This is a genomic window from Nocardiopsis aegyptia (genome assembly GCF_013410755.1).
Lineage (GTDB): Bacteria > Actinomycetota > Actinomycetes > Streptosporangiales > Streptosporangiaceae > Nocardiopsis > Nocardiopsis aegyptia.
The window spans coordinates 6,056,130-6,081,003 of the sequence record NZ_JACCFS010000001.1 but is presented as its reverse complement, the minus strand read 5'-3'; the positions used below and the strand labels follow the sequence as shown (position 1 = coordinate 6,081,003).

16 protein-coding genes are annotated in these 24,874 nt (G+C 73.1%); 2 read left to right on the top strand and 14 right to left on the bottom strand.

Annotated features, from left to right (window positions below):
- Positions 1-31: 31 nt before the first annotated feature.
- From dxs to HNR10_RS27135, 6 genes are all read right to left on the bottom strand, one after another.
- Positions 32-1,957 carry a 1-deoxy-D-xylulose-5-phosphate synthase gene (gene dxs, locus HNR10_RS27160; RefSeq protein ID WP_179828397.1) on the bottom strand — a complete coding sequence of 642 codons (1,926 nt, stop codon included), beginning with the start codon at positions 1,955-1,957 and terminating at the stop codon, positions 32-34.
- Between the two features lie 309 nt (positions 1,958-2,266).
- On the bottom strand, positions 2,267-3,037 hold the full coding sequence (locus tag HNR10_RS27155) for a sulfite exporter TauE/SafE family protein (protein WP_179828395.1): 771 nt from the start codon (positions 3,035-3,037) through the stop codon (positions 2,267-2,269).
- Between the two features lie 370 nt (positions 3,038-3,407).
- On the bottom strand, positions 3,408-4,688 hold the full coding sequence (locus tag HNR10_RS27150) for a sugar ABC transporter permease (protein WP_179828392.1): 1,281 nt from the start codon (positions 4,686-4,688) through the stop codon (positions 3,408-3,410).
- On the bottom strand, positions 4,685-5,485 hold the full coding sequence (locus tag HNR10_RS27145) for an ATP-binding cassette domain-containing protein (protein ID WP_179828390.1): 801 nt from the start codon (positions 5,483-5,485) through the stop codon (positions 4,685-4,687). The genes HNR10_RS27150 and HNR10_RS27145 overlap by 4 nt, the downstream gene beginning before the upstream one ends.
- 83 nt (positions 5,486-5,568) lie before the next feature.
- Positions 5,569-6,711, bottom strand: coding sequence for an ABC transporter substrate-binding protein (locus HNR10_RS27140; RefSeq protein ID WP_179828388.1), 1,143 nt, complete (start codon positions 6,709-6,711; stop codon positions 5,569-5,571).
- Positions 6,712-7,103: 392 nt separating this feature from the next.
- On the bottom strand, positions 7,104-8,279 hold the full coding sequence (locus HNR10_RS27135; protein WP_179828387.1) for an ROK family transcriptional regulator: 1,176 nt from the start codon (positions 8,277-8,279) through the stop codon (positions 7,104-7,106).
- A gap of 135 nt (positions 8,280-8,414) precedes the next feature.
- Between HNR10_RS27135 and HNR10_RS27130 the strand changes: the two genes are divergently transcribed.
- A complete protein-coding gene (locus HNR10_RS27130) occupies positions 8,415-9,017 on the top strand; it encodes an AAA family ATPase (protein WP_179829987.1) in 603 nt (200 codons plus the stop codon).
- Between the two features lie 22 nt (positions 9,018-9,039).
- Here the strand turns inward: HNR10_RS27130 and HNR10_RS27125 are convergent, their stop codons facing one another.
- Positions 9,040-9,900 carry an alpha/beta hydrolase gene (locus HNR10_RS27125; RefSeq protein ID WP_179828384.1) on the bottom strand — a complete coding sequence of 287 codons (861 nt, stop codon included), beginning with the start codon at positions 9,898-9,900 and terminating at the stop codon, positions 9,040-9,042.
- Positions 9,901-10,037: 137 nt separating this feature from the next.
- Between HNR10_RS27125 and HNR10_RS27120 the strand changes: the two genes are divergently transcribed.
- The gene (locus tag HNR10_RS27120; RefSeq protein ID WP_179828382.1) at positions 10,038-10,691 is read left to right on the top strand and encodes a TetR/AcrR family transcriptional regulator; all 654 of its coding nucleotides are present in this window, start codon (positions 10,038-10,040) and stop codon (positions 10,689-10,691) included.
- 46 nt (positions 10,692-10,737) lie between these two features.
- Here the strand turns inward: HNR10_RS27120 and HNR10_RS31470 are convergent, their stop codons facing one another.
- From HNR10_RS31470 to HNR10_RS27085, 7 genes are all read right to left on the bottom strand, one after another.
- Positions 10,738-12,714, bottom strand: a complete 1,977-nt coding sequence (locus HNR10_RS31470; protein ID WP_312889428.1) for a serine/threonine-protein kinase — start codon at positions 12,712-12,714, stop codon at positions 10,738-10,740.
- An 11-nt stretch (positions 12,715-12,725) separates the two neighbouring features.
- Positions 12,726-14,858: a serine/threonine-protein kinase gene (locus tag HNR10_RS27110; RefSeq protein WP_246406426.1), complete on the bottom strand. Its 2,133-nt coding sequence runs from the start codon at positions 14,856-14,858 to the stop codon at positions 12,726-12,728.
- 38 nt (positions 14,859-14,896) lie between these two features.
- Positions 14,897-17,224 carry a serine/threonine-protein kinase gene (locus tag HNR10_RS27105; RefSeq protein ID WP_179828378.1) on the bottom strand — a complete coding sequence of 776 codons (2,328 nt, stop codon included), beginning with the start codon at positions 17,222-17,224 and terminating at the stop codon, positions 14,897-14,899.
- Between the two features lie 134 nt (positions 17,225-17,358).
- The gene (locus HNR10_RS27100; RefSeq protein ID WP_312889427.1) at positions 17,359-18,702 is read right to left on the bottom strand and encodes a hypothetical protein; all 1,344 of its coding nucleotides are present in this window, start codon (positions 18,700-18,702) and stop codon (positions 17,359-17,361) included.
- Entirely contained in the window at positions 18,692-20,734 is a 2,043-nt protein-coding gene (locus tag HNR10_RS27095) for a hypothetical protein (protein WP_179828376.1), read from the bottom strand. Before HNR10_RS27095 ends, HNR10_RS27100 begins: the two co-directional genes overlap by 11 nt.
- 141 nt (positions 20,735-20,875) lie before the next feature.
- Positions 20,876-23,590, bottom strand: a complete 2,715-nt coding sequence (gene acnA / locus HNR10_RS27090) for an aconitate hydratase AcnA (RefSeq protein WP_312889426.1) — start codon at positions 23,588-23,590, stop codon at positions 20,876-20,878.
- Between the two features lie 264 nt (positions 23,591-23,854).
- Positions 23,855-24,787 carry an LLM class F420-dependent oxidoreductase gene (locus HNR10_RS27085; RefSeq protein WP_179828372.1) on the bottom strand — a complete coding sequence of 311 codons (933 nt, stop codon included), beginning with the start codon at positions 24,785-24,787 and terminating at the stop codon, positions 23,855-23,857.
- Positions 24,788-24,874 lie beyond the last annotated feature (87 nt).

Here is a 24,874-nt window from a genome sequence, read left to right as displayed (position 1 = left end):
AGTGGCTCGTGCGGGGGCGCGAAGAGGGCGGCTAGGCGGTCTCGTCGGCCAGTTCGTGGCCGTGACCGGCCTCGGTGCGGCGCAGAACGGCCTCGGTGAGCTTGCGGGACAGCTCCTGGGGGGTCAGGCCCTGCTGTTGGAGGATGCGGTCGCGCTTGGCGTGGTCCAGGAACTCCTGCTCGATGCCGAACGTGCGTACGGGCACGTCGACGTCGTTGTCGCGCAGCAGACGGGCCACGGCGTCGCCCACCGCACCGGTGCGGCCGTTGTCCTCGATGACGGCGACCACGCTGTGCTCGGCGGCCTCGGCGACCAGCGCCTCGTCCAGGGGCTTGACCCACACGGGGTCGATGACGGTGACGCCGATGCCCTGGTCGGCCATCCGGTCGGCGACCTCGCAGGCGACCTGGGCCATCGTCCCCACGCCCACGATGAGCAGGTCGCGGGACCGGCCGCCCTCGGTGGCGCGGCGGAGCAGGTCCATGGAGCCGACCCTGTCCAGGGCGGGCAGGTCGTCGGCGACCGCGCCCTTGGGGTAGCGCACCACGGTGGGCGCGTCCTCGACGGCGACCGCCTCGCGCAGCGCGGTGCGCAGGCGCTCGGCGTCGCGCGGGGCGGCCAGGCGCAGGCCCGGCACGACCTGGAGGATGGACATGTCCCACATGCCGTTGTGGCTGGCGCCGTCGTTGCCGGTGACGCCGGCGCGGTCCAGGCAGAACGTGACGCCCTGGCGGTGCAGGGCGGCGTCCATGAGCACCTGGTCGAAGCAGCGGTTGAGGAAGGTGGCGTAGACGGCCACCACGGGGTGCAGGCCGTTCATCGCCATGCCGGTCGCCGCCGTGGCGGCGTGCTGTTCGGCGATGCCGACGTCGAAGATGCGGTCGGGGTGGGCGGCGGCGAACTTGTGCAGTCCGGTCGGGTGGAGCATGGCCGCCGTGATGGCGACCACGTCCTCGCGCTCGTTGCCGATCTCCACCATCGTGTCGGCGAAGACCGAGGTCCACTTGACGACGTTGGGGCCGGGCTTGGCCTCGCCCGTGGCGGCGTCGAAGGGGCCGGGCGCGTGGAACTGGTCCTCGTCGTGGTTCTCCGCGGGGGCGTAGCCCTTGCCCTTTTGGGTGATGCAGTGGACGATCACCGGCCCGCCGAAGTCGCGTGCGCGGCGCAGGGCCTTCTCCAGGGCCTGCTCGTCGTGGCCGTCGATGGGGCCGAGGTACTTCAGGCCCAGGTCCTCGAACATCATCTGCGGCTGGATGGCGTCCTTGACGCCCTTCTTGAGGCCGTGCAGGGCCTCGTAGAGGGGCTGGCCGACCACGGGGGTGCGGTTGAGGGTGGTCTTGGCCAGGTCCAGCGCCTGCTCGTAGCCGGGGGCCAGCCGCAGGGAGGACAGGTGGTCGGCGAGGCCGCCCCGGGTGGGCGAGTAGGAGCGGCCGTTGTCGTTGACCACCACGACCAGGCGGCGGTTGCGCTTCTCCGCGATGTTGTTGAGCGCCTCCCAGGCCATGCCGCCGGTCAGGGCGCCGTCGCCGATCACCGCGACGACGGTGCGGTCGGTGCGCCCCTGGACCTCGTTGGCCTTGGCCATGCCGTCGGCGTAGGACAGGGCGGTGGAGGCGTGGGAGTTCTCGATGAAGTCGTGCTCGGACTCGGCCCGCGAGGGGTAGCCGGACAGGCCGCCCTCCGACTTGAGGTTGCTGAAGTCGTGCCGTCCGGTGAGGACCTTGTGCGCGTAGGCCTGGTGGCCGGTGTCGAAGAGGATCGGGTCCTTGGGGGAGTCGAAGACGCGGTGCAGGGCGATGCTGAGTTCGACGACACCCAGGCTCGGGCCCAGGTGGCCGCCGGTCTGTGCGCAGGACACGACCAGGAAGTCTCTGATCTCCTGGGCCAACGCAGGGAGCTGGTCGGCCGGAAGCCTCTTCAGCGCTTCCGGATTCTGTATCGACTCGAACAGTGCCACTGTCTCGTCAGTCCCCTCGTCCAGCGTGTCCGTCAACTGTGCCCGGCCCGGCCCGTGACTGGGTCCGGGGCAGGCTACCGGCAGGTATACATACCCGAGTTTATGGGCCTGATCCCACGGGTCCCGCCCAGGTCGGCCGAGTGGGGCCGCGGAGCCCTGTCCGGCGGCCCCGTTCGGTGGGCCGCACCACACGCGTCGACGGCCCGCCCTCGGTTTGGGCGTACATTACCGCCTTTGGTACGCGGTCCGGCAGCCGCCGTGCTGGGCCCTGCCGCGGAGCCTTCCCGAGGCAGGCCCGTGGAACACGTCCTAGCCGAGGACGGCCTGGACGAGCAGGCCCAGGGCCGAGGCGGTGACCACGGCCAGCATCGCCAGGCGCAGCCGGCCCGCGTCGACCCACCGGCGCAGGAGGTTGCCCAGGGCGAAGCCGACGGCCACGCACGGGATCATCGCGAGCCCGGCCACCACCGTGCGGGTGTCCATCTGTCCGCCCAGCATCAGCGCGGTCAGCGACAGCGTGGACCCGAGCAGGAAGAACGCGGCCAGGGTCGCTCGGACCCTGGCGGGCGGCTCGTGCTGGTAGAGCAGTGCCATCGGCGGTCCGCCCACGGAGGTCGCGGTCCCGGCGAAGCCCGACAGGCACCCGGCGACCAGCAGCGACCCCGGGGTGATGCGCACCCGGAAGGACCACACCGACAGCACGACGGCCCCGAGCACCATGGCGCCGACGACCCCGGCCAACGCCCGGGGGGCCAGGACCGCCACCACCCACACGGCCACGATCGTGCCCGGCACGCGGGCGGGCACGCCCCAGGCGATGCCCCGCCAGTCCACGTGCCGCCACTCCTGCAGGAGCGTGAGCACCGGCAGCAGGACGGCGGCGATGAGCATGGCCCCCGGCATGAGCGTGGGGTCGAGGAAGGAGATGACGGGCGCGGCGACCAGGCCGAGGCCGAGCCCGACGGTGCTCTGGACGGCGGCTCCGGCCAGGACGGCCACCCCGGCGATGAGCAGCACCACCCAGATGTCGGCGGAGCCGGCCAGTCCCTGGGCGGCGGGGCGTGCGATGTCTTCGATCATGAGGAGGCCGACGCTATATCTCGATCCATCCGACCGGGATTAGGAGATCGGGACATCGGATGTCCTCGGGGCGCTTCACGCCGGGGTGGTTCAGGGCGCTTCACGCCGGGCCCTTCGTCGTCGCTGCTGCCTGGCTCGTTCCTCGCCGGCGGCCGAGACTCCTCCTGCAGGCACCGGCGCGCCCCTCACCCGTGTTTTCTTCGGGCCTCCGCTCGTCCCTCGCTTCGGCCCGGATCAAATCCCCTGGGGTGACGGTCAGCGCAATCGTGGGCGATCGGCCCTCTGGGGTCCAGGCAAGCGGAACCGCTCACCTCGACCCCTGGGGTCTCGGTGAGCGGAACCGCTTTATCCCGGGCGCCGTCGCCGCTTCCTAGGCGCCGCCCCTGGCGTGGGTCTTGCGACCGCGCCGGGAGATCGCGTCCAGGATCACCGCGATGAGCAGCACCGCGGCGGTGATCATGAAGCGCACCGAGGACTCCATCTGCAGCAGGAGCAGGCCGGAGGCGATCGCGCCCAGCACCAGGCCGCCCAGGAGCGCGGAGTAGGCGTTGCCCCGGCCGCCGAACAGGCTGGTCCCGCCGATGACCGCGGCCGCGATGGCCATCATCAGCTCCTCGCCGCCACCGGTGGACACGCTCGCCGCGAAGTTGCGCGAGACGAGCATGATGCCGCCCAGCGCCGCCAGCGTGGAGGCGATGCCGAAGACCGAGATGCGGATGAAGTCCACGCTGATGCCGGCGCGGCGGGCCGCCTCGGAACTGCCGCCGACCGCGTAGACCATGCGCCCGTACTTGGTCTTGCGCAGGATCAGGTCGAGGGCGACCACGAACCCGACGAAGATCAGGAAGGCCAGCGGCACGCCCTTGTACTGGTTGAGCACCCACACGCCGCCCACCAGCGGCACGGCCAGCAGCGCGGAGCGGAAGAGCACCTCCAGGAGGGGCTTGTAGGGCAGCCCCGCCAGGCGGCGCCTGCGCTCGACCGCGAACACCGTGCCCATGTACAGCAGCACGGTCAGCACCACGAGAGCCCAGCCCACGACCGGGACGAAGTAGGTCTGGGTCAGCATGGCGATGGCGCCGTTGGCGCTGGTGTTGACCGAGCCGGAGCTGTCCAGGAGGTACAGGTGCAGGCCCTGCCACCCCAGGAGTCCGGCGAGGGTGACCACGAACGCCGGGACGCCCAGCTTGGCGAAGATCACGCCGTGCAGGAGTCCGACCAGCAGGCCGGCCAGGACCGCCGCGCCGATCGCCACCCATTCGGAGACGCCGAAGCGCACGGCCAGGACCGCCAGGACGGCGGCCGAGAGTCCGGACACCGACCCCACGGACAGGTCGATCTCGCCCAGCAGCAGGACCATGATCACGCCGGTGGTCATCAGGCCCACGGCGGCGATCTGGACGGTCAGGTTGGAGAGGTTCTGCGCCGACAGGTACCGGTCGTTCATCGACTGGAACACGACCGCGATGAGGATGAGGCCGATGATGACGGGGACCGGCCCGAGCTCGCCGCCGCGCAGGTTGCGGCGCAGTGCCTTGAGCCAGCCGCTCGGGGAGGCGGCCGTGACCAGGAGACGGGGGTCGCGCCGCGGCTCGCCGGGTGTGCCCGTTCCTTCGCCCGACGCGGGCGTGGCGTGAGTCTGCTGAGTCATCGGTTGTCCTCCGTGGCCAGCGCCGAGGAACCGGTACGGCTGGAGCGCCGGGTGACCGGGTTGTCGGCGGCACCGGTGATGGCGGCCACGATCTGCTCGTAGCTCGTCGACGCGATGGGGAAGTCCCCGGCGTTGCGGCCCAGGCGGAGCACGACGGCGCGGTCGGCGACGGCGCGCACGTCCGCCATGTTGTGGCTGATGAGCACGACGCCCAGGCCCTGGTCGCGCAGTCGCTCGATGAGGTCGAGCACCTGGGCGGTCTGGGCCACGCCCAGCGCGGCGGTGGGCTCGTCGAGCATCACCACGCGCGGCTGGCCGAGCAGGGAGCGGGCGATGGCGATGATCTGCCGCTGGCCGCCGGAGAGCGAGGCGACGGGGACGCGCAGGTTGGGGATGCTCACCGACAGCGAGTCGAGCAGCTCCCGCGCCCGGCTCTCCATCTCGACCTCGTCGAGGGTGCCGGGGAAGTGCAGCTTCTCGTTGCCGAGGAACAGGTTGCCGACGATGTCCAGGTTGTCGCACAGCGCGAGGTCCTGGTAGATGGTCGCGATACCGAGCTTCTGGGCGTCGGACGGGGCGCCGATCGTGACCGGCTGCCCGTCCCAGGTGATGACCCCGCCTGCGTCGGCGGGGTGGGCTCCGGCGATCACCTTGACCAGGGTGGACTTGCCGGCGCCGTTGTCGCCGAGCAGGGCGACGACCTCTCCGGGGTCGACCTGGAAGTCGACCTCGCTCAGGGCGCGGACGGCCCCGAAGGTCTTGGAGATCCCGGACAGTTCCAGGACGGGTGTACTCATGCGCTCTTTCTCTCTTCTCGTCCCGGCGGGGCGGGCGGACTCACCGTCCGCCCGCCCCGCCCGGGGCGTCGCGCCTGGCCCGGTTAGAGGGCTTCCTGGCAGAAGTCGGTGTCCTCGTAGTCGGCCGTGCAGATGTCCTCGATGGAGTAGATCCCGTCGGAGATGACGGTGTCGCCGATGTTCTCCTCGGTCACCGAGATCGGCTCCAGCAGGATGGCGGGGACGGACTCGCCGTTGGCGTCCTCGACGTCGGTGAGCGTGTACTCGCCCGCGTCCAGGTCCTCGCCGGTGGCCAGGGAGACCGCCATCGCGGCGGCGATCTCGGCCTCGGGGCGGATCGCCTTGTACACGGTCATGTACTGCTCACCGGCGATGATGCGCTGGATGCCGTGGAGCTCGGCGTCCTGTCCGGTGACGGGGGGCAGGTCCTCGGTGGACACGCCCGCGCTGCGCAGCGCGGAGATGATGCCGGAGGCCATGCCGTCGTTGGCGGAGTAGACGCCGACGATCTCGTCCACGCCCAGGGAGGTGATGGCACCCTCCATCTGGCTGTTGGCCTCGTCGGGCGACCAGTCCGGGGTGTCGAACTCCTGGCCGATCTCGACCTGGCCGTCGAAGATCTCGTGCGCGCCGGCCTTGAAGTCGGCGGCGTTGGGGTCGGTGGGCGAGCCGTTGATCATGACGATCGAGCCCTCGCCGGTGGTGCCGTCCTGCTCGAGCGCCTCCAGCAGGGCCTCGGCCTGGACCTGGCCCACGCGGTGGTTGTCGAAGGACACGTACATGTCCGCGCCGCCCTCGGCGAGGCGGTCGTAGGCGACCACGGGCACGCCCTGGGAGCGGGCCTCGTTGACGGTTCCGGCGGCGGCCTGGGAGTCGACGGCGCCGAGCACGAGGACGTCGACCCCGTCGGTCAGCATGGCCTGGGCCTGCGTCTGCTGCTCGTCGACGTCCTGGTCGGCGTTGGCGTAGGAGAGCTCACAGTTGGGGCAGAGCTCGCCAAGGGCCTCCTCGAAGAAGGGACGGTCGAAGGCCTCGTAGCGCGCGGTCTGCAGCTCGGGGAGCAGGAGGCCGACGTGGAAGCCCTCCTCGACCGTCTGCTCGGTCTGCTCGCCCTCGGCACCGGAGGTGGTGAGGGCACTGCAGCCGGAGACGAGCAGGGCCAGTGAGGCCGTGGCGGCGGCGAGGCCGCCTGTGAACTTCTGGTGGGTTGCGAAGCGTCGGGTCATCAACGCTGTGCCTCTCTTCACGGGGGATTTTCGGTGTGGGAACTCGCGAGCAATGATGTGAAGTACAACCCCGCCGTGGGCTTGACGTCAACTCCTGAACACATAACTGAAACATCACGGATATTGCCTTCAAGCACTAAACACACGGAAACCCCTGGCCAGAGCGGCTCGCAGCGGACGTGACCTTGTGTGAAGGGTACGCGCCGATCACCCGTCCTCGAACTTTTTACCCGCCCCTGACCTCGGACGACGCCGCGAGGCACATCCCGCCGAGCCGCCCCGGAGACCGCGGCGGACGGTGTTCGGGCACGCGTCAACGCTGTGGAACGGTGACACGCCCCACAGTGACGAGCTCTACAAGACTTGGGTGGGAGGGGGCCGGCCGACGAGGGTCAGCTGACGCGCTGTGCCGCGAAGAGCAGCGCGCCGTACAGGGAGGCGTCGCCGCCCAGTGCGCTCGGCACCAGTTCGAGCTGGCCCAGCGCGCTGCCGAGCGCGCCCAGCTCCATCGCGCGGCGCATCGGGTCCAGCAGCAGCTCACCCGCCTCGGCCAGGTCGCCGCCGACGACCACCCGCTCCGGGTTGAACAGGTTGGCGATGATCGCCGTGCCCTGCCCGAGCGCCGTGCCCGCCTCGGAGACGATCCGCCTGCTGCCCAGGTCCCCGTCCAGGGCCGCGGCCACGACGTCGGGCACACCGACCGGGCCGGGGCCGCGCGCCACGTCAGCGTTCTGGGGCAGCATGTCCAGCAGGTAGTGCGCGCCCGTGAACGTCTCCAGGCACCCCCGGTTGCCGCACCGGCACACCTGTCCGCGCGGGTCGAGCGCGATGTGGCCGACCTCGCCCGCGGTACCGCCCGCGCCGCGGAAGAGCCGGCCGGACATGATGATGCCCGCACCGACGCCCTCCCCGATGATCAGGGTGATCACGTGCTGGGCGCCCTCGCCCGCGCCCCGGTGCTGTTCCGCCAGCGCGGCGAGGTTGGCGTCGTTCTCCGCGACGACCGGCAGGCCCAGCCGCTCGGTCAGCGCCTTGGCCGGGCGGTGGCCCGCCCAGCGGGGGACGCAGGAGATGCGGCCCACCTCGCCGGTACCCGGGTCGATCGGCGCCGGCACCGAGGCCACCACCGCCGACACGGTCCCCACGTCGATGCGGGCGCGCTGCAGCGTGGTCTCGGTGAGCCACGCCGCGCGCCGCACACCGCGTTCGGCGTCGGCGGCCACGTCGTAGGCGATCGCCTCGCGGGCGAGCATGTTGCCGTCGCTGTCGCCGACCGCGACCTGGATCCGCGCGGGCATGAAGTCCACGGCCACGACCGCGCCTGGCGGGCGCAGCAGGGTGACCGCGCGGGCGCGACGCCCGTTCGAGGCGGTGTCGCGGACCGAGACGGTGCCCGCGGCGCGCAGCCCGCGCACGATGTTGGACACGCTGGCGGCGGACAGCCCGGTGGCCCGGGCGAGCTCGGCCTGCGTCCGCGTGCCCTCCTTGCGGAGCGCGTCCACGATCCGGCGTTCGTTGGCCTGCCGCAGGGCGGACTGTGATCCCGGTGTCCCGGCGGTGTCGGTCACCCGGTGGCCCCTTCGTCGTCTCTCGTGCCAGCGCGACGGCGCTGCTGAGACGAATGTTACAAGCATTGAACGCAAGCCGGAACGCCGACTGGGCCGCCCCTCTCCATGGCCTAGGGTGCGAGCGTGCCAGTACCGATGATCAGCACCGCCGAGAGCGGATGGCCGGCCCGAGCGGTGTCGCTCCTGCCCGACCGGAGCGCCCGCGTGCGCGTCGTGGCGGTGGAGGGCCGCTCCGGATCCGGCAAGAGCACGGTCGCCGAGCGCCTGCGCGCGGCACTGGCCGCGCGCGGCGAGCCGGTCCACGTGCTGACGATGGAGGACCTCTACCCCGGGTGGGACGGGCTCGCGCGGGCACCGCGCCTGCTCCACGACTGGGTGCTGGCCCCGCTGCGCCGCGGGGAGCCCGCCGCCTGGCACCGCTTCGACTGGGAGGACGGCCGCTTCGCCCGGGAGTGGACCCGGCTCCCGGAGGGGGTCGCCGCAGGCGGCACGCTGGTGGTGGAGGGCTGCGGGTCGGGTGCGAGGGAGGTCCGGAGCCTGACCGACGCGCTGGTCTGGGTGGCGGCGCCCGCCGCGGAGCGGGCGCGCAGGCTGGACGCGCGCTGGGACGCCGCCGTGTACGCCCCGTACCGGGACCGGTGGGCGCGGCAGGAGGAGTCGTTCTACACCGGGCACCGCCCCCGCGCGCACGCCCGGCTGGTCGTCGACAACTCCGGGGCGCCGACTCCCCCGACGTGAGCGGCGCCGTCCCCGCGGCCGTCTAGGGCAGCGGCGCGGGCGCCCCCTGGACGAAGGCGGTGATCCGGTCCAGGCTGTCGGGGTCGGTGCGGATGCCGTTGTGCCGGAGCCCGGACGTGGTGACCAGGCGGGCGCGCTCCCCGAACGCGGCGAGCAGGCGGCGCGACTGGGCGTGGGGGATCATCGGATCCTCCCGGTCGTGCAGGAGCAGCACCGGCAGGGCGAGGGTGTGGGCGTCGTGGGTGGCGCTGAAGCGGGTCCACACGGTCGTGTCCCCGCCGAAGTACCGGCGCTCGATCGCCGTGCGCAGGGCCGCCACGGTGCGCGGCCTGAGCCGCAGTTCGGCGGCGAACCCGGCGATGACGGTCTCGAAGTCGGCCACACTCGAGACGAGGACCAGCCGGTCGGCGTCGATCCCCTCGCGCAGGGCGTGCACCGAGAACAGCGCGCCCAGGGAGTGCCCGACGACGGCACTGAACCGGCCGTGCCGGGACTGCAGGAGGCCGATGATCTCCAGGGCGTCCAGTACGGTGCCGGACCGGCCGCCGGTGGCCCCGTGGCCGGGGGCGTCCCAGGACACGGGGCTGTAGCCGAGTTCGAGCAGGCGGCGCACGAGCGGCGCGAACCAGGAGGCGCGCGAGCGCCACCCGTGCGCGAGCAGGACGGGGCGGGCGCCGTCGCCCCAGGCGTAGGTCGCCACCTCCCACTCCCCCACGTGCAGGGTCTCGACGCGGGCCCGTGCGTGGACGTCGCGGTCCTGGTCGGCGACCGGGCGCGCCGGGCCCCTGCGGACCCAGAGGCGGCGGGCCATCTCTCCGGCGACCGCGGGGGCGGGCAGGGCGAGGGCATTGAGGGCGGTTCCGGTCAGCGCGATGGTGTTCACTGCGGCCTCCGTTCCGTGCGGCGGACCGCACCGAGAAAACTATACGAACGATCGTATTATTTGTTTGGCGGAGCCATCGCGTCAAGGGCAGGGTGTTCTAGGATGAGACAGATCGGTCGTCTACTCAGGAGGCACGGATGAGCACGCGGACCGACGGACGGGTCGAGCGCGGTGACCAGACCCGTCGCGCGGTCCTGCGGCGCGCGGTGGACATCGCGTCGGTCGAAGGGCTGGACGGCCTCTCGCTCGGCCGGCTGTCCAAGGAGCTCCAGATCAGCAAGAGCGGGGTGTTCGCGCACTTCGGCTCCAAGGAGGAGCTCCAGCTGGCCGCCATCCGGGCCGCGAGTCGGATCTACCACGACCACGTCGTGCGCGGCGCACTGGAGATCCCGCCCGGGGTGGGACGGCTGTGGCGGCTGTGCGCGGACAAACTCGCCTACTCGCGCGACCGCGTCTTCACCGGCGGCTGCTTCTTCTACACCGTCACGGCCGAGTTCGAGTCCCGGCCGGGCCGGGTGCGCGACGCACTGGTCACCGCTCAGCACGAATGGCGCGCTCTCGTGGTCCGGACCGCCGAGGACGCCCGCCAGCTCGGACAGCTCGCCGACGACACCGACACCGCGCTGCTCACCTTCGAGGTGCACGCGTTCGTGGACACCGCCAACGGGCTGTCCCTGTTGGAGGACGACCCGGAGCGGCCCTACACGCTGGCGGCCAGTGCGATCCGTGCCCGCCTGGACGCCCTGGTCACCGCCGACGCGCCACGCCCGTGGGCCGAACCGGAGTCCTGAGCGCGGTGCGGACCCGACGCACGGCGGGCCGCCGCGGTGCGCCGGGTCAGAAGCGCCGGAGCAGCCCGAACACGGCCGCGGCGTACCCGGCGCGCGCGGCGCCGGTGGCACTCTCCACCCGCGCCCACAGGCCGCTCGCCCACTCCGCCCTCCCGGGCCGGTCGCCGGGATCGGGCTGGACGACCAGGTCCGGGTGCAGCAGGAAGGCGAGGGTCAGGACGGGGTCCGCGCGCCCCGGGGATCCGTTCTCCTGCCAGAGCGCGGCGCCGGCGCGGTCCGCCGCTTCGAGGTCCTCGGCCAGGACGCGCAGGACCTCGGCGTCCGGGCCGCGGTGGGCGGCCATCAGCCGGATCACCGCGGGGCGTGCCAGCAGCAGTCGCTCGTGGGCGGACCGGTCGCCGGGGGCCGGGGGCCGCGTGTCGCGGAACAGGGCGCGCAGTCCGGCGGGGGACACCTCCCGGCCGCGGAAGACCGGCGGCAGGTCGGGGCGCAGCTGGGCGACGAACGACGCCACGGCGAGGTTCACGTCCACCACCCCGCGCTGGAAGGGCGAGCGGTCGGCGAGCGTCACGCGCAGGTCGCGGGTGATCCACGAGTCGAGGGCGGCCCGCTCGGTGGTGTCGCCGAAGACCGAGACCGCCTCGGTCCAGTCGCGCTGCATCGCCGCCGCCAGTTCGCCGGCGTCGGCGTAGGCCGTCCCGGCGAAGCGGTAGGTCGGCACAGCGCCGGGCCCGGGCGGCGTCCCGGTGTGACCGGAGGTGTAGGGGGCACCCGTGTACCCGTCGCCGGGATCCGGCGGCGGCGCGTGCCCCGACGTGTGGCCTGCACCCGCCGGGTAGGGCGGGACCGCCGTGGAACCAGAGGTGTACGAGGCACCTGTGTACCCGTCGCCCGGATCCGGGGGAGGCGCCACGGATCCGGAGGTGTACGGGGCACCAGTGGGATTCGAGGCAGGACCAGTGGACCCCGGGGCGTGCGGACCGGCCGCGTGCCCGGAAGTGTAGGGGGCGCCCGTGTACCCGCCGCCCGGATCCGGCGGCGCGTGTTCGGCGGTGCGCGGAGCACCGGTCGGACCGGCCACAGGCGGGACCGCGGTGGAACCCGGAGCGTACGGGGCCGCCCCGTGACCGGCGGTCTGCGGGGTGCCCGGGTGCGCGGCTCCGGGGCTCTCCCCGGGGGTCGCGAGCTGCGTGTAGGCGCGGGTCGGGGGCACCGCCGGGCCGCCGACGGCCAGGGGGCGGCCGGTGACCAGGTGGTCCATCAGCGCGGCGGCGTCCGGTCTCCGGTCGGGGTCCTTGTCCAGACAGGCCCGGACCACCGTGGCGAGCGGTTCGGGGACGCCTCCGGTGTCCGGTTCGCTCGACAGGATGCGGGCGATCCGCGAGGCCTGGGTCGGGCCGGGGAACGCCTGGTGCGCGGTCGCCGCGAACACCATCACCGAGCCCCACGCGAACAGGTCCACCGCCGCGGTGAGCCGGGCGCCCTCCAGCTGCTCGGGCGCCATGTACCCGACCGTCCCGATCACGCCGCTGGCGGTCACGGAGGTCGCCTCCACCGCCCGGGCGATCCCGAAGTCGATCACCCTCGGCCCGTCCGGCGCCAGCATGATGTTGTCCGGCTTCAAATCGCGGTGCACCACGCCCGCGGCGTGGATCGCCGCCAGGGCCGTGGCCGTGGACACCGCCAGGCGCTGGAGCGCGGATCCCGTACGCGGGCCCTCCGCGGCCACCGCCTGCTGGAGGGTGGGGCCCTCGATGTACTCCGTGGCGATCCACGGCCGCTCCGCCTGGGGGTCGGCGTCCAAGATCGCCGCGATGCAGAACCCGCTCACCCGCCGCGCCTGCTCCACCTCGGCCGTGAAGCGCCGCCGCATGTCGGCGTCCTCGGCCCAGGCGGTGTGCAGGAGCTTGACCGCCGCCCGCGTGCCGTCCGCGCGCTCTCCGAGGAACACCTCGCCGAACCCGCCACGTCCCAGCGAGCGCACGAGGCGGAATCCGCCGACCGTCCGCGTCGTCTCCTCCACGGTCCTCCCACTCACCTCGCCGTACTGCCCGAACCTCCGCCGATCCTATGGGCCCGGGCGAGATCGGCGTCCATCCGCTGGAGGCCGCTGCGCAGTTCGGGCAGGAGGTGGGGCAGGCTCTCCAGGTGTCTGACCCTTCGCGCGCGGGCGATCGAGTCACCGTGCGCGCTGTGGTCCATGACGACCAGGATCACGAAGGCCATACCCGCGACCAGGCCCGTGAGCCAGCCCAGTGCCGCCATCAAGGGCATGTCGGCCGCTCCCGAGACCGTGCCGACGAAGAAGGACGTGCCGCCGATCCAGAGGGAGCACGTCTTCGCGGTTCCGTAGGACTTCTGCGTGCGCACCGTCGCCTCGAGGCGGGCGTACTCGCTCCGCGTGCTCTGTTCGCGCTCGCGCCACTCCGCGCGCTGGCGCGCGAGGCGGGTGACCGTGGGCAGGGCCCCGTAGACGGTCGCGGCGTATCCGGCGCGTTCGGCCCCGGTCGCGCCCTCCACGCGCGACCACAGGACCGCGATCCAGTCCCCCTCCGCACGCGGGATGCCCGGCTCCGGCGCCACCACGAGAGCGGGGTCGAGCAGGAAGGTCAGGATCAGGGCGGGATCCACCCTGGCCGGGACGTCGCGCCATCCGACCAGGTTCCGCACCAGCTCCTGGTGGAAGGCCGTCCCCGCGCGTTCGGCGGCGTCCAGGCTCCCGGCCAGCGAGCGCAGCTCCGCCGCGTCCCCCGTACCGTGCGAGGCCATCACTCGCAGGACCGCGGGCCGCGCGAGCAGGATCAGCTCGTTGGCCATCGGCGCGCCGGTCAGCAGCGGGCGCGGATCGTGGAAGAGCTTGCGCAGGCCCGGCACGGAGGCGTCGTGGCCGCGGAAGACGGGTGGCAGGTCGGGGCGGGCCTGGGCGACGAAGGACGCCACGGCCAGGTTCACGTCCCTCACCTGGCGGCGGAAGAGCGCGCGGTCGATCGTGGTGTCCCCCACGTCGCCCACGATCCACGAGCCGAGAGCGGCCAGCTCCGCGGCGTCGCCGAAGACCGCGACCGCCGCGGGCCAGTGCTCCTGCATGGCGGCGGCCAGGGCACCGACCCGGGTGAAGCGGATTCCCGCGAAGTGGTAGGGCGGTGCCTCACCGGGCGGCGCGGAGCCGGGCCCGGCTCCCGCGTAGGCGCCCTGGGTGAGCGGTGCCCGGGTCCCGCCGTCGGTGGCCGGCGGCTCCACTGACGGCTCCACCGCCTGCTCCACCGGCGGCGGCGCGGTCTCCAGACGGGTGTGGGTACGCGTCGCCGGGATCGCGGGCGCCCCCTCGACCCGGGTGGCCGCGGTGTACGCGACCGCGGGGCCGCCCGCGGTGGGGAGCGGGCGCCCGGTGACCAGGTGGTCGAGGAGCGCCGGGGCGTCGGGGCGCTGTCGCGGATCCTTGTCCAGGCACGCCCTGACCGCGGCGGCCAGGGGCGCGGGGACGTCGGCGGTCTCGGGTTCGCCGGACAGCACCCGCGCCACGCGCGAGGCCTGGGTCGGCCCGGGGAAGGCCTCGTGCCCCGTGGCGGCGAACACCATCACCGAACCCCAGGAGAACAGATCCACCGCCGAGGTCAGGCGCAGGCCCTCCAACTGCTCCGGCGCCATGTACCCGATCGTGCCGACCACGCCGCTCGCGGTCACCGACGTCGACTCCACCGCCCGGGCGATCCCGAAGTCGATCACCCTCGGCCCGTCCGCCGCCAGCATGATGTTGTCCGGCTTCAGATCCCGGTGCACGACCCCCGCGGCGTGGATCGCCGCCAGGGCCGTGGCCGTGCTCACCGCCAGGCGCTGGAGCTCGTCCCCGGACCGGGGCCCCTCCTCCACCACCGACGCCTGCAGGGTGGGGCCCTCGATGTACTCCGTGGCGATCCACGGCTGCTCCGCCTCCGGGTCGGCGTCCAGGATCCCCGCGATGCAGAACCCGCTCACCCGCCGCGCCTGCTCCACCTCGGCCGCGAACCGGCGCCGCATGTCGGCGTCGCCCGCCCAGCTCGCGTGCAGCAGCTTGACCGCCGCCCGCGCACCGTCCCCGGTCTCCCCCAGGAACACCTCACCGAACCCGCCGCGCCCCAACGACCGCACCAGCCGGTACTCGCCCACCGTGCGAGCGGCCCCGTCCATACGCGTCCCCATCTCCTGTTGTGTCGTCCTGTGGCCGGTCAGCCCTCGCTGATCCTGCGGGCCTGGGCGAGGTCGGTGCGGATCCGCTCCACGCCCGAGGTGAGTTGCGGGAGCTGGGCGTTGGAGTGCTCCAGTTCCATGACCCGGTGGGCGCGGCGCGCGGGGGTGCCGCAGACCACGCGACGGGCCGCCGTGCACGAGATCGCCCCGATCAGGCCCAGGACGGAGATCACGGCCAGGAGGCCGACGATCCAGTCCGGGGCGTCGAGGGCGTACTCCAGGACGAGCGAGCCGGGAAGGGCGAGGATCGCCCACCGGCTGTACCGCACGGCGTTGGTGAGGTGGACCTGGAGGCCGACCCGGTTCAGCAGGGTGTCGTGCTCCGCGGAGACGGACGCGAAGCGCTCCTCCCAGTGGCGCCGCTGGCGGGCGAGTTCGCGCAGGGTCGGCACGGCCCCGTAGACCATCGCCGCGTGGCCGGCGCTGTCGGGCACGGGCGCGGACTCGACCTTGCGCCACAGGATGTCGACCCACTCGGCGACGGCCTTGTCACCGTCGTTCGGCGGGACGGCGCGCTCGGGGTGCAGGAGGAAGGCCAGCACCAGCGCCGGATTGACGTGCACCCGCGTGCTCACCCATCCGGCCAGCTCGTTCCGGAGCCGTTCGTGGAAGGCGATCCCGGCGCGTTCGGCCTGCCCCAGGTGCTCGGCGAGCTGGTGCAGCGCACCGGGACGGCCGGAGTGGTGGTTTCCCATCACGCGCAGGACGTCGGGCCGGGCGAGCAGGGCCATCTCGTTGGCCAGGGGCGCTCCGGTGAGCACGGGCGCCGGGTCGGCGAACAGCTCGCCCAGCGCCTCCACGGAGGCGGGGCGGCCGCGGAAGACCGGCGGGAGGTCGGGGCGCAGCTGCGCGACGAAGGAGGCGATGGCGAGGTTGGCGTCCGTCGTCTGGCGCCGGAACAGGGCCCGGTCGACGGTGGTATCGCCCAGGTCGTCGATGATCCAGGCGCCCAGGGCGGCGCGTTCGGCGGCGTCGCCGAAGACCCGCAGGGCCGAGGGCCAGTCCTGCTGGAAGGCCTGCGCCAGCGCGCCCGGATCGGTGAACCGCACACCGCCGAAGTGGTACGGGGGCACCCCGCCGGTGTGGTGGGGGCCCGACGGCAGCGGGCCCGACGGCCCGGGACCGGTCGGCTGTGCCCCGACCGGCTGGTGACCGGAGTGGTACGGGCCCGACGGCGCGGCTCCGGAGTGGTGCGGCACGGGCGGGGCGCCGGGCGCCGACACGGACGCGGACGCACCGTCCTGTGCGGCGAGGCCGGTGTAGGCGCGCGTGGGGTCGACCGTGGCCGGTGGCGCCACACGCGTGGGGTCGACCGTGGCGGGCGGCGCCACACGCGTGGGGTCGACCTGCGGCGGCGCGTCCCCGGCGACCCTCGTCCGGTCCACGCCGACCCGGGTCCGGTCGTCGGGCCGGGGGGTGACCGTGGTGCCCTCCGCGTCCGGCGCCGGTGCGGGTGCCGACGTCGGTGCCGGTGCCGGCGTCCCCTCGGCCGGAGCGGCGATGAGCCGGTTGAGCAGCGTGGAGGCGTCGGGGCGCTGGTCGGGGTCCTTGTCCAGGCACGTCCGGATGATGCCGAGCAGGGGCTCCGGCAGAGCGCCCAGGTCGGGCTCCCCGCCCAGGATGCGGGCGATCCGCGACGCCTGCGTCGGGCCGGAGAAGGCCTCCTTGCCGGTGGCGGCGTAGACCATCACCGAGCCCCAGGAGAACAGGTCCACCGCCGAGGTCAGGCGGGCGCCCTCCAACTGCTCGGGCGCCATGTACCCGATCGTGCCGACCACGCCGCTGGCGGTCACGGAGGTCGTCTCCACCGCCCGGGCGATGCCGAAGTCGATCACCCGGGGCCCGTCCGCCGCCAGCATGATGTTGTCCGGCTTCAGGTCCCGGTGCACGACCCCGGCGGCGTGGATCGCCGCCAGCGCGGTGGCCGTGGACACCGCCAGGCGGTGCAGGTCGACTCCGCTGCGAGGGCCGTCCTTGTCGACCGCTTCCTGCAGGGTGGGGCCCTCGATGTACTCCGTGGCGATCCACGGCTGCTCCGCCTCGGGATCGGCGTCCAGAATCCCCGCGATGCAGAACCCGCTCACCCGCCGCGCCTGCTCCACCTCGGCCGTGAAGCGCCGCCGCATGTCGGCGTCGCCCGCCCAGCTGGCGTGCAGCAGCTTGACCGCCGCCAGCGTGCCGTCCGCGCGCTCCCCCAGGAACACCTCGCCGAAGCCGCCGCGCCCCAGCGACCGCACCAGCCGGTAGTCGCCGACCGTGCGCTCCGGCGGCCGCGCGCCCCCGTCCTCGCCCGTCCCGTCGTCCACAACCGCCCCGATCCCGCTCGCTCGTCCTCCTGGCCCCGGCCGTCCCACCGGAGCCCGTGCGAACTATAGCGACGGTCGGTGCCGTTCCGGTACGGAGCCGTCCACCGCCCGCGTCCCGGCCGGCGCCGGCGCGGCTACCGCCCCGTGCGGTGGGCGCCGCGCTGGACGCGCTGGACCAGGTCGTCGGTGAGTGAGCCGAAGCCGGTGGCGGCCCACACACTCTCCTCGGACGGCACCTCGTGATAGGCCACGGTGCGTCCCTCGTGCTCCACCTGGAGCACGTGCAGCCGGGTCCGGCCGCGCACCGCCTTGGCGCACGTACGGCACAGCGGGACCTGGGTGGTCTGCGTGGCACCGAGCCTGCGCCAGTCCGTCTCGGCGGTGTCGGTGCCGTGCAGCGGGTTGGCGTAGCAGTGGCGGCGCCGGGCCGGTGCCCGCCCGCCGCTCCGGGCCGCCGCCAGGCCGTCCTCGGCCAGGTCGAGCAGGACCAGCGCGCCGACGACGTCGGCGAGGGAGCCCTCGCGCATGGTCTCGGCGACCCTGCGGGCGGCGTCGTGGGCGTCCAGGGCGGAGCTCAGGGCCCGGGACGCGGCGGTGCCCGGAGCCGGTTCCATGGCGCCGAGGCGCTCGCCGACCTCGGTGAGCTCGCGTTCGACCTGGCGTTCCAGGGCGTCGCGCCGCGCCTGGTCGGCGTTGGCGAAGGCGGCGTGCTGGGGCAGGGCCGGCACCGGTCGCCGCCGGGTCCACAGCAGGTAGCCGCCCACCAGCACGAGCGCGGCCACGGCGCCGCCCCCGATCCACGGCCACGCCCCGGCCGACCCGGCCGACCCGCCCGTCCCGGCGTCACCGGCGTCCGCGGCCGGGGAGGGAGTGGAGCCGGTCGCGGGATCGGCGCCCGCCGGCTCCTGGGTCTCCTCGTAGGCGCGCATCTGTTCCTCGTAGGCCGCGGCGGGGTCGTCGGAGACGGCGTACTCCACGGCCAGTTCCACCTGCTCGGCGACCGGGGCGTCGAAGTCGGTGGCGTAGGAGGTGGCCAGGGACGCGTAGTGGGCGCGCTGGTCCGAGGGTTCGGCGGTGGAGGCGAGCATGTCGCTGCCCACCAGCCTCGCGCCCTCCAGGACGAGGTAGTGGGCGTCGCCGCCACCCGCCCGCTCGTGGACGGCCGCGGCCAGCCGCTGGGCGTCGCCGTTCCAGGCGTCGCCCGCCACCAGCGGGGTCAGGACGACGCGCACGGACAGCCCGCTCTCCTCGATGGCCGCGACCGCTGCGCTTCGCGCGTCCTCCGGCAGGGCGGTGTCGTAGGAGGGGTCGACGTAGACCGGCGACTCGGCCAGCGCGGTGGCGATGGTCTGGGCCGGTGACTCGGTCGGGGCGTCGGCACGCGCCGCCGCGGGCGCGGCCCAGACCAGAGCGGCCGCGCTCAGGACCAGGACGGCGCGGACACCGCCGGAGCGGATCGAGCGGGCACTAACGGGCACGGGATTCCTCCAACAGCTTCTCTCCGCTCAGGTTCTCGCGCGTCCCGTACCAGGAGGTGACCCAGCTGCGCTCGTCCAGCAACAGGTGCGGGACGCGCCGCCCGAAGGGGCCGGTGACCCTCAGCGGTGTGCGCAACGCCGGTGTCAACCGCAGGCAGCGGCCGCACAGGTGCAGGTCGGACCGATTCGCCTTGGGGATGCGGCCCTTGCCCGACGCGAAGTCGTGCAGGGGGTCGACCATGCACACCCGGCCGCCGCCACCCGCGCTGCCCTCCTCCAGGCGCCGCGCGGCGCGGCGGGCCAGCACGGTCGCCCCGACGAGGTCGAGTTCGTCGGGGTCCTCCCCGAGCACGATCAGCGCCGTGTCGAGGTCCCGGACCGCCTGGTCACCGGCGGGCAGGTCCCCGGCCGCCTTCAACGCGGCGATCGCGCGCTCGGCCTCACGGCGGGCCGTCGGGCGCAGCCGTCGGCCGGGGGTGGCGCGTGCCAGGCGCACCAGCAGGTACGGCGGGACGAACGCGAGACAGAGCAGGACGCCGAAGAGCGGGCCGAGGATGAGCAGTCCGGGCAGCAGTCCGTCGGCGGCGTAGCGTCCCAGGGGTGTGGTCGGCTCCTCGTCCTCGATCGTGTCGTCGTGGAGCCTCGCCGCCGCGGGGACGGTCGCCCTGGCCTCGGGGTCGAGCCGGGCCCCGCCGAGTTCGTCCACCAGCGCCAGGGCCACCTCGACACCCGCGGCCGAGGGCATGGCGTCCGACATCGCCGTGGACAGGTCGTAGGAGTCCGAGCCGGGGTCGACGCCCAGCAGGGCGAAGGCCCCTCTGCCGGACGTGCCGTCGACGACGACGTAGACCCCGTCCTCGCCCCGGGTGTGGGCGAGCGCGTGCGCCAGCACCTCGGGGTCGCCGTCGGACTCGTCGGTGTCGGCGAGGGGCACCGCGGCCACGTGGACCGGCACGGGGGCGGCGGCCACCGCGGCGTCCAGCTCCTCCAGCACCGCGGGGTCCACAGTGATGAGGGGGTCGGCGAACACCGGTGACCCCTCCCACGCGCCGATCACGCGGTCCACGCGTTCGGTGGCGGCGACGTACGGCGGCTCCGCCATCAGGTCCGCGCTCTCGGCGGCCTCCGGTTCTGGCGTGGCGGACTCCTCAGCGGGGGCAGAGGTGGCGTGGACCATGCCGGCCACGACGACCGCGGCGGCGACCGCCACGGACCCGCCCGCCCACGCCCACGAGCCGAACCGCACGCGCCGGTCGGACCTGCGCCACCAGACCAGGACGGCGGCGGTGAGGCCGAACCCCAGGGCCGTGCCGCCCACCACGCCGGCCACGGTCCCGGTGTTCTCCGGGCCGTTGGTGCTGTCCGGGCTCATGTCGTCCAGGAACTCCCGCCAGGCGGACGGGGCCTCGTCGTCCGACTCCACCGGCTCGGTGCCCTCGACGGGCTGGTTCAGGGCCTCGCTCAGCGCACGCTCGGCGCGCTCGGCGACGTCGGGGTCGAGGAGGGCGTCGACGTAGCCCGCCGCGAGCTGGGGGACGGGGGTCTCGTAGTCGTAGGACTCGTCGCTCAGGAGGACGCTGCGCGCGTCGCGCGTCGGCAGGTCGATCCCGGGCGTGGTGGTGGCGACGACGCCCGTCTGTCCCGCGTTCAGCAGCACGTACAGGCCCTCCCGGCCGGACCGCTCCTGCACAGCGGCCAGGAACTCCTCGCCCTCGAACGTCAACAGGCCGGTGGAGACGAAGACCTGATAGGGGACGCCCAGGCGGTCGAACTCGGCCCGGACCTGCTCCTGGACCCGCTCGAGGTCGTACTCCCCCGCCAGGATGTCGCTGACCACGACGGCCCGGCCCTCGGGCTCCTCGGCCATGAGGGCGGCGACGTGCGCCGCGGGCGTCGTGGGCTGCTCGGTCCCGTCGGCGGCGGCGGGTGCGGGTGCGACCACCACCAGAACCGCGAGGGCCGCGAGCAGCGCCGCGGCGACGGCCAGGAGGCGCACGGTGGGGCTGACAGGGGCTGCGGGGGCGTGCGGCATGCCGTGAGTTTACCCGGGGCGCGTGGGGACCCCGGCTCCCACCTGTCACAACGAGGCCGGGGCCGCCACCGTCGGTCGGACGGTGGCGGCCCCGGTGAACCGCGCGGCGCGCCGTTGTGGGCGCGGGCGGAGCCTGGTGGACTACTTCGCGATGAGCTGGCGCAGCACGTACTGCAGGATGCCGCCGTTGCGGTAGTAGTCGGCCTCACCCGGGGTGTCGATGCGCACCACGGCGTCGAACTCGACGCCGGTGTCGGTGGTCACCTTCACCGTGCTCGGGACGCGGCCCTCGTTGAGCTCGGTCACGCCGGTGATGGAGAAGGTCTCCTCACCAGTCAGGCCGAGGGAGTCGGCGGACTGGCCCTGCGGGAACTGCAGGGGCAGCACGCCCATGCCGATCAGGTTGGAGCGGTGGATGCGCTCGTAGGACTCGGTGATGACCGCGCGCACGCCCAGCAGGCTGGTGCCCTTGGCCGCCCAGTCGCGCGAGGAGCCGGAACCGTACTCCTTGCCGCCCAGGACGACGAGCGGGGTGCCCTGCTCGGCGTAGTTCTGCGCGGCGTCGTAGATGAACGACACCGGCGCGTCGGGCTGGGTGAAGTCGCGGGTGTAGCCGCCCTCGGTGCCCGGCGCGATCTGGTTGCGCAGCCGGATGTTGGCGAACGTCCCGCGGATCATCACCTCGTGGTTGCCGCGGCGCGAGCCGTAGGAGTTGAAGTCGCGGCGCTCCACGCCGTTCGCCTTCAGGTAGTCGGCCGCCGGGGTGCCCGGCTTGATGGCGCCGGCCGGGGAGATGTGGTCGGTGGTGACCGAGTCGCCCAGCTTGGCCAGCACGCGGGCACCGGAGATGTCGGTGACCGGCGCCGGGGTGGCGTCCATCCCGTCGAAGTACGGGGGCTTGCGCACGTAGGTGGACTCGCCCTCCCACTCGAAGGTGTTGCCGGTGGGCGTGGGCAGCGAGCGCCAGCGGTCGTCGCCGGCGAACACGTCCGAGTACGCGGACTCGTACATGTCCGAGGCGATGGCCGAGTCCATGACCTGCTGGATCTCCTCGGCGGTGGGCCAGATGTCGGCCAGGAAGACCGGCTGGCCGTCCTTGCCGACGCCCAGGGGCTCGGTGGTGATGTCCACGTCGAGCGAGCCGGCCAGCGCGTAGGCGACCACCAGCGGCGGCGAGGCCAGGTAGTTCATCTTCACGTCCGGGTTGATCCGGCCCTCGAAGTTGCGGTTGCCGGACAGGACCGCGGAGACCGCGAGGTCGTTGTCCTGGACCGCCTTGGAGATCTCCTCGGGCAGCGGACCGGAGTTGCCGATGCAGGTGGTGCAGCCGTAGCCGACCAGGTTGAAGCCCAGCTTGTCCAGGTAGGGCGTCAGGCCGGAGCGCTCGTAGTAGTCGGTGACGACCTTGGAGCCCGGGGCCATGGAGGTCTTGACCCACGGCTTGCGGGTCAGGCCCTTCTCCACCGCCTTCTTGGCCAGCAGGGCGGCGCCCAGCATGACCGAGGGGTTGGAGGTGTTGGTGCACGAGGTGATCGCGGCGATCACGACGGCGCCGTGGTCGATCTCGGTCTCCGTGCCGTCGGCCATGGTGACCTTGACCGGGCGGTGCGGACGGCTGTTCGCGGACGCGGCCGGGGCGTCGGAGGCCGGGAAGGACTCCTTGCCCGCCTCGTCGTCGGAGACGTAGTTCTGGACGTCGTGGCGCCAGGTCGGCTTCGCCGCGGACAGCGCGATCCGGTCCTGCGGGCGCTTGGGGCCGGCGATCGACGGGACGACGTCGCCCAGGTCCAGCTCCAGGTACTCGGAGAAGACGGGCTCGACCGACGGGTCGTGCCAGAAGCCGTTGGCCTTGGCGTAGGCCTCGGTCAGGGCGACCTGCTGCGCGGAGCGGCCGGTCAGCTTCATGTACCGGATGGTCTCGTCGTCGACCGGGAAGATCGCGGCGGTGGAACCGAACTCCGGGCTCATGTTGCCGATGGTGGCGCGGTTGGCCAGCGGCACGGACGCGACGCCGTCGCCGTAGAACTCGACGAACTTGCCGACCACACCGTGCTCGCGGAGCTGCTCGGTGATGGTGAGCACCAGGTCGGTGGCGGTGGTGCCGGGCTTGAGCTCACCGGTCAGCTTGAAGCCGACCACGCGCGGGATGAGCATGGAGATCGGCTGGCCGAGCATGGCGGCCTCGGCCTCGATACCGCCGACGCCCCAGCCCAGGATGCCCAGGCCGTTCTGCATGGTGGTGTGCGAGTCGGTGCCGACGCAGGTGTCGGGGTAGGCCTGGCCGCCGCGGGACATGGTCACGCGGGCCAGGTGCTCGATGTTGGCCTGGTGCACGATGCCGGTGCCGGGCGGGACGACCTTGAACTCGTCGAAGGCGGTCTGGCCCCAGCGCAGGAACTTGTAGCGCTCGTAGTTGCGCTCGTACTCGATCTCGACGTTGCGCTCGAACGCGTCGGGGCGACCGAAGAGGTCGACGACGACGGAGTGGTCGATCACCAGCTCCGCGGGGGCGAGCGGGTTGATCTTGTCCGGGTCGCCGCCCAGGTCGCGGACGGCCTCGCGCATGGTGGCGAGGTCGACGACGCAGGGCACGCCGGTGAAGTCCTGCATGATCACCCGCGCGGGGGTGAACTGGATCTCCTGGCTGGGCTGCGCCGCGGCGTCCCATTCGCCCAGGGCCCTGATGTGGTCGGCGGTGACGTTCGAGCCGTCCTCGGTGCGCAGGAGGTTCTCCAGCAGCACCTTCAGGCTGTAGGGAAGCCGGTTGGCGCCCTGCACGGCGTCCAACCGGAAGATCTCGTACGACTCGTCGCCAACGCGCAACGTGTCACGGGCGCCGAAGCTGTTCGCGGACACGGTGTCTGCCTCCTGATCTCGCCACTTTGTCCCCAGCATCCCGCCTCGTCGGGCGGGAGCGGGACCTGCCGCTTCTGAGCGGACGCGGGGCCGATGGGCCGCGGGGTGGCCTTCGCCTTCTCGGGCGTCCGTCAGAACCGCTGCCCTGGAGCGGGCCGGGGGGAGCCCCGCAGTTATCTTGATGTCAAGGTATCCAACTTGTATCTCGATATCAAGTTATCGGGTCGCTCCCCGGCCCCCGCGACCGCCCCCCGCGGTTCGCGGTCAGTCCAACTGCGGAACGACCCGCGAGGCCACCAGCTCCAGGTGGTCCAGATCGGACATGTCCAGCATCTGCAGGTACACGCGCTCCGCGCCCGCCTCGCCGAACCGGCCGATCTTGTCCACCAGTTCGTCGGGCGACCCGGCCAGGCCGTTCTCCCGCAGCTCCGGCACCTGACGGCCGATCCGGTCGGCGCGCTCGGTGATCTCCGCCTCGTCACGGCCCACGCACAGCACCTGCGCGGCCGAGTAGACCATCGGCGCGGTGCGCCCGGAGGCCGAGACCGCCGCCCGCGTCCGGTCGAAGGCGGCGGCGGTGTCCTCGAGTGAGGCGAAGGGCACGTTGTACTCGTCGGCGAACTTCGCCGCCAGGCGCGGTGTGCGCTTGGGCCCGGTGCCCCCGATCAGGACCGGCGGACGAGGACCCTGCTGCGGTTTGGGCAGCGCGGGCCCCTCCGCCAGACGGTAGTGCTTGCCCTCGTACTTGAAAGTGTCCCCCGCCGGGGTCGACCACAACCCGGTGATGATGTCGAGCTGTTCCTCGTAGCGGTCGAAGCGCTCGCGCGCGGTGGCGGGGAAGGGGATCCCGTACGACGCGTGCTCCTGCTCGTACCACCCGGCGCCGAAACCGAAGTCGACCCGGCCGCCGCTCATCCGGTCGACCTGGGCCACGGAGATGGCCAGTGGGCCGGGGTAGCGGAAGGTGGCGGCGGTCATCAGGGTGCCCAGACGGATACGGGAGGTCTCCCGGGCCAGGCCGGCCAGAGTGATCCACGCGTCGGTCGGGCCGGGGAGCCCGTCGGTGTCGCCCATGTGGAGGTAGTGGTCGGAACGGAAGAGGGCGTCGAATCCCAGGTCCTCCGCCGCTCTGGCGACGGCGAGCTGGTCCTCGTACGTGGCCCCCTGTTGGGGTTCAAGGAAGATCCTCAGGCGCATACGCCCCATTTTCGCCCATCCGCCGCAGCCTCGGCGCACACGCCGCGCGGATACTGTGGAAAACCGTGCCCCCAGCCGTACCCACCG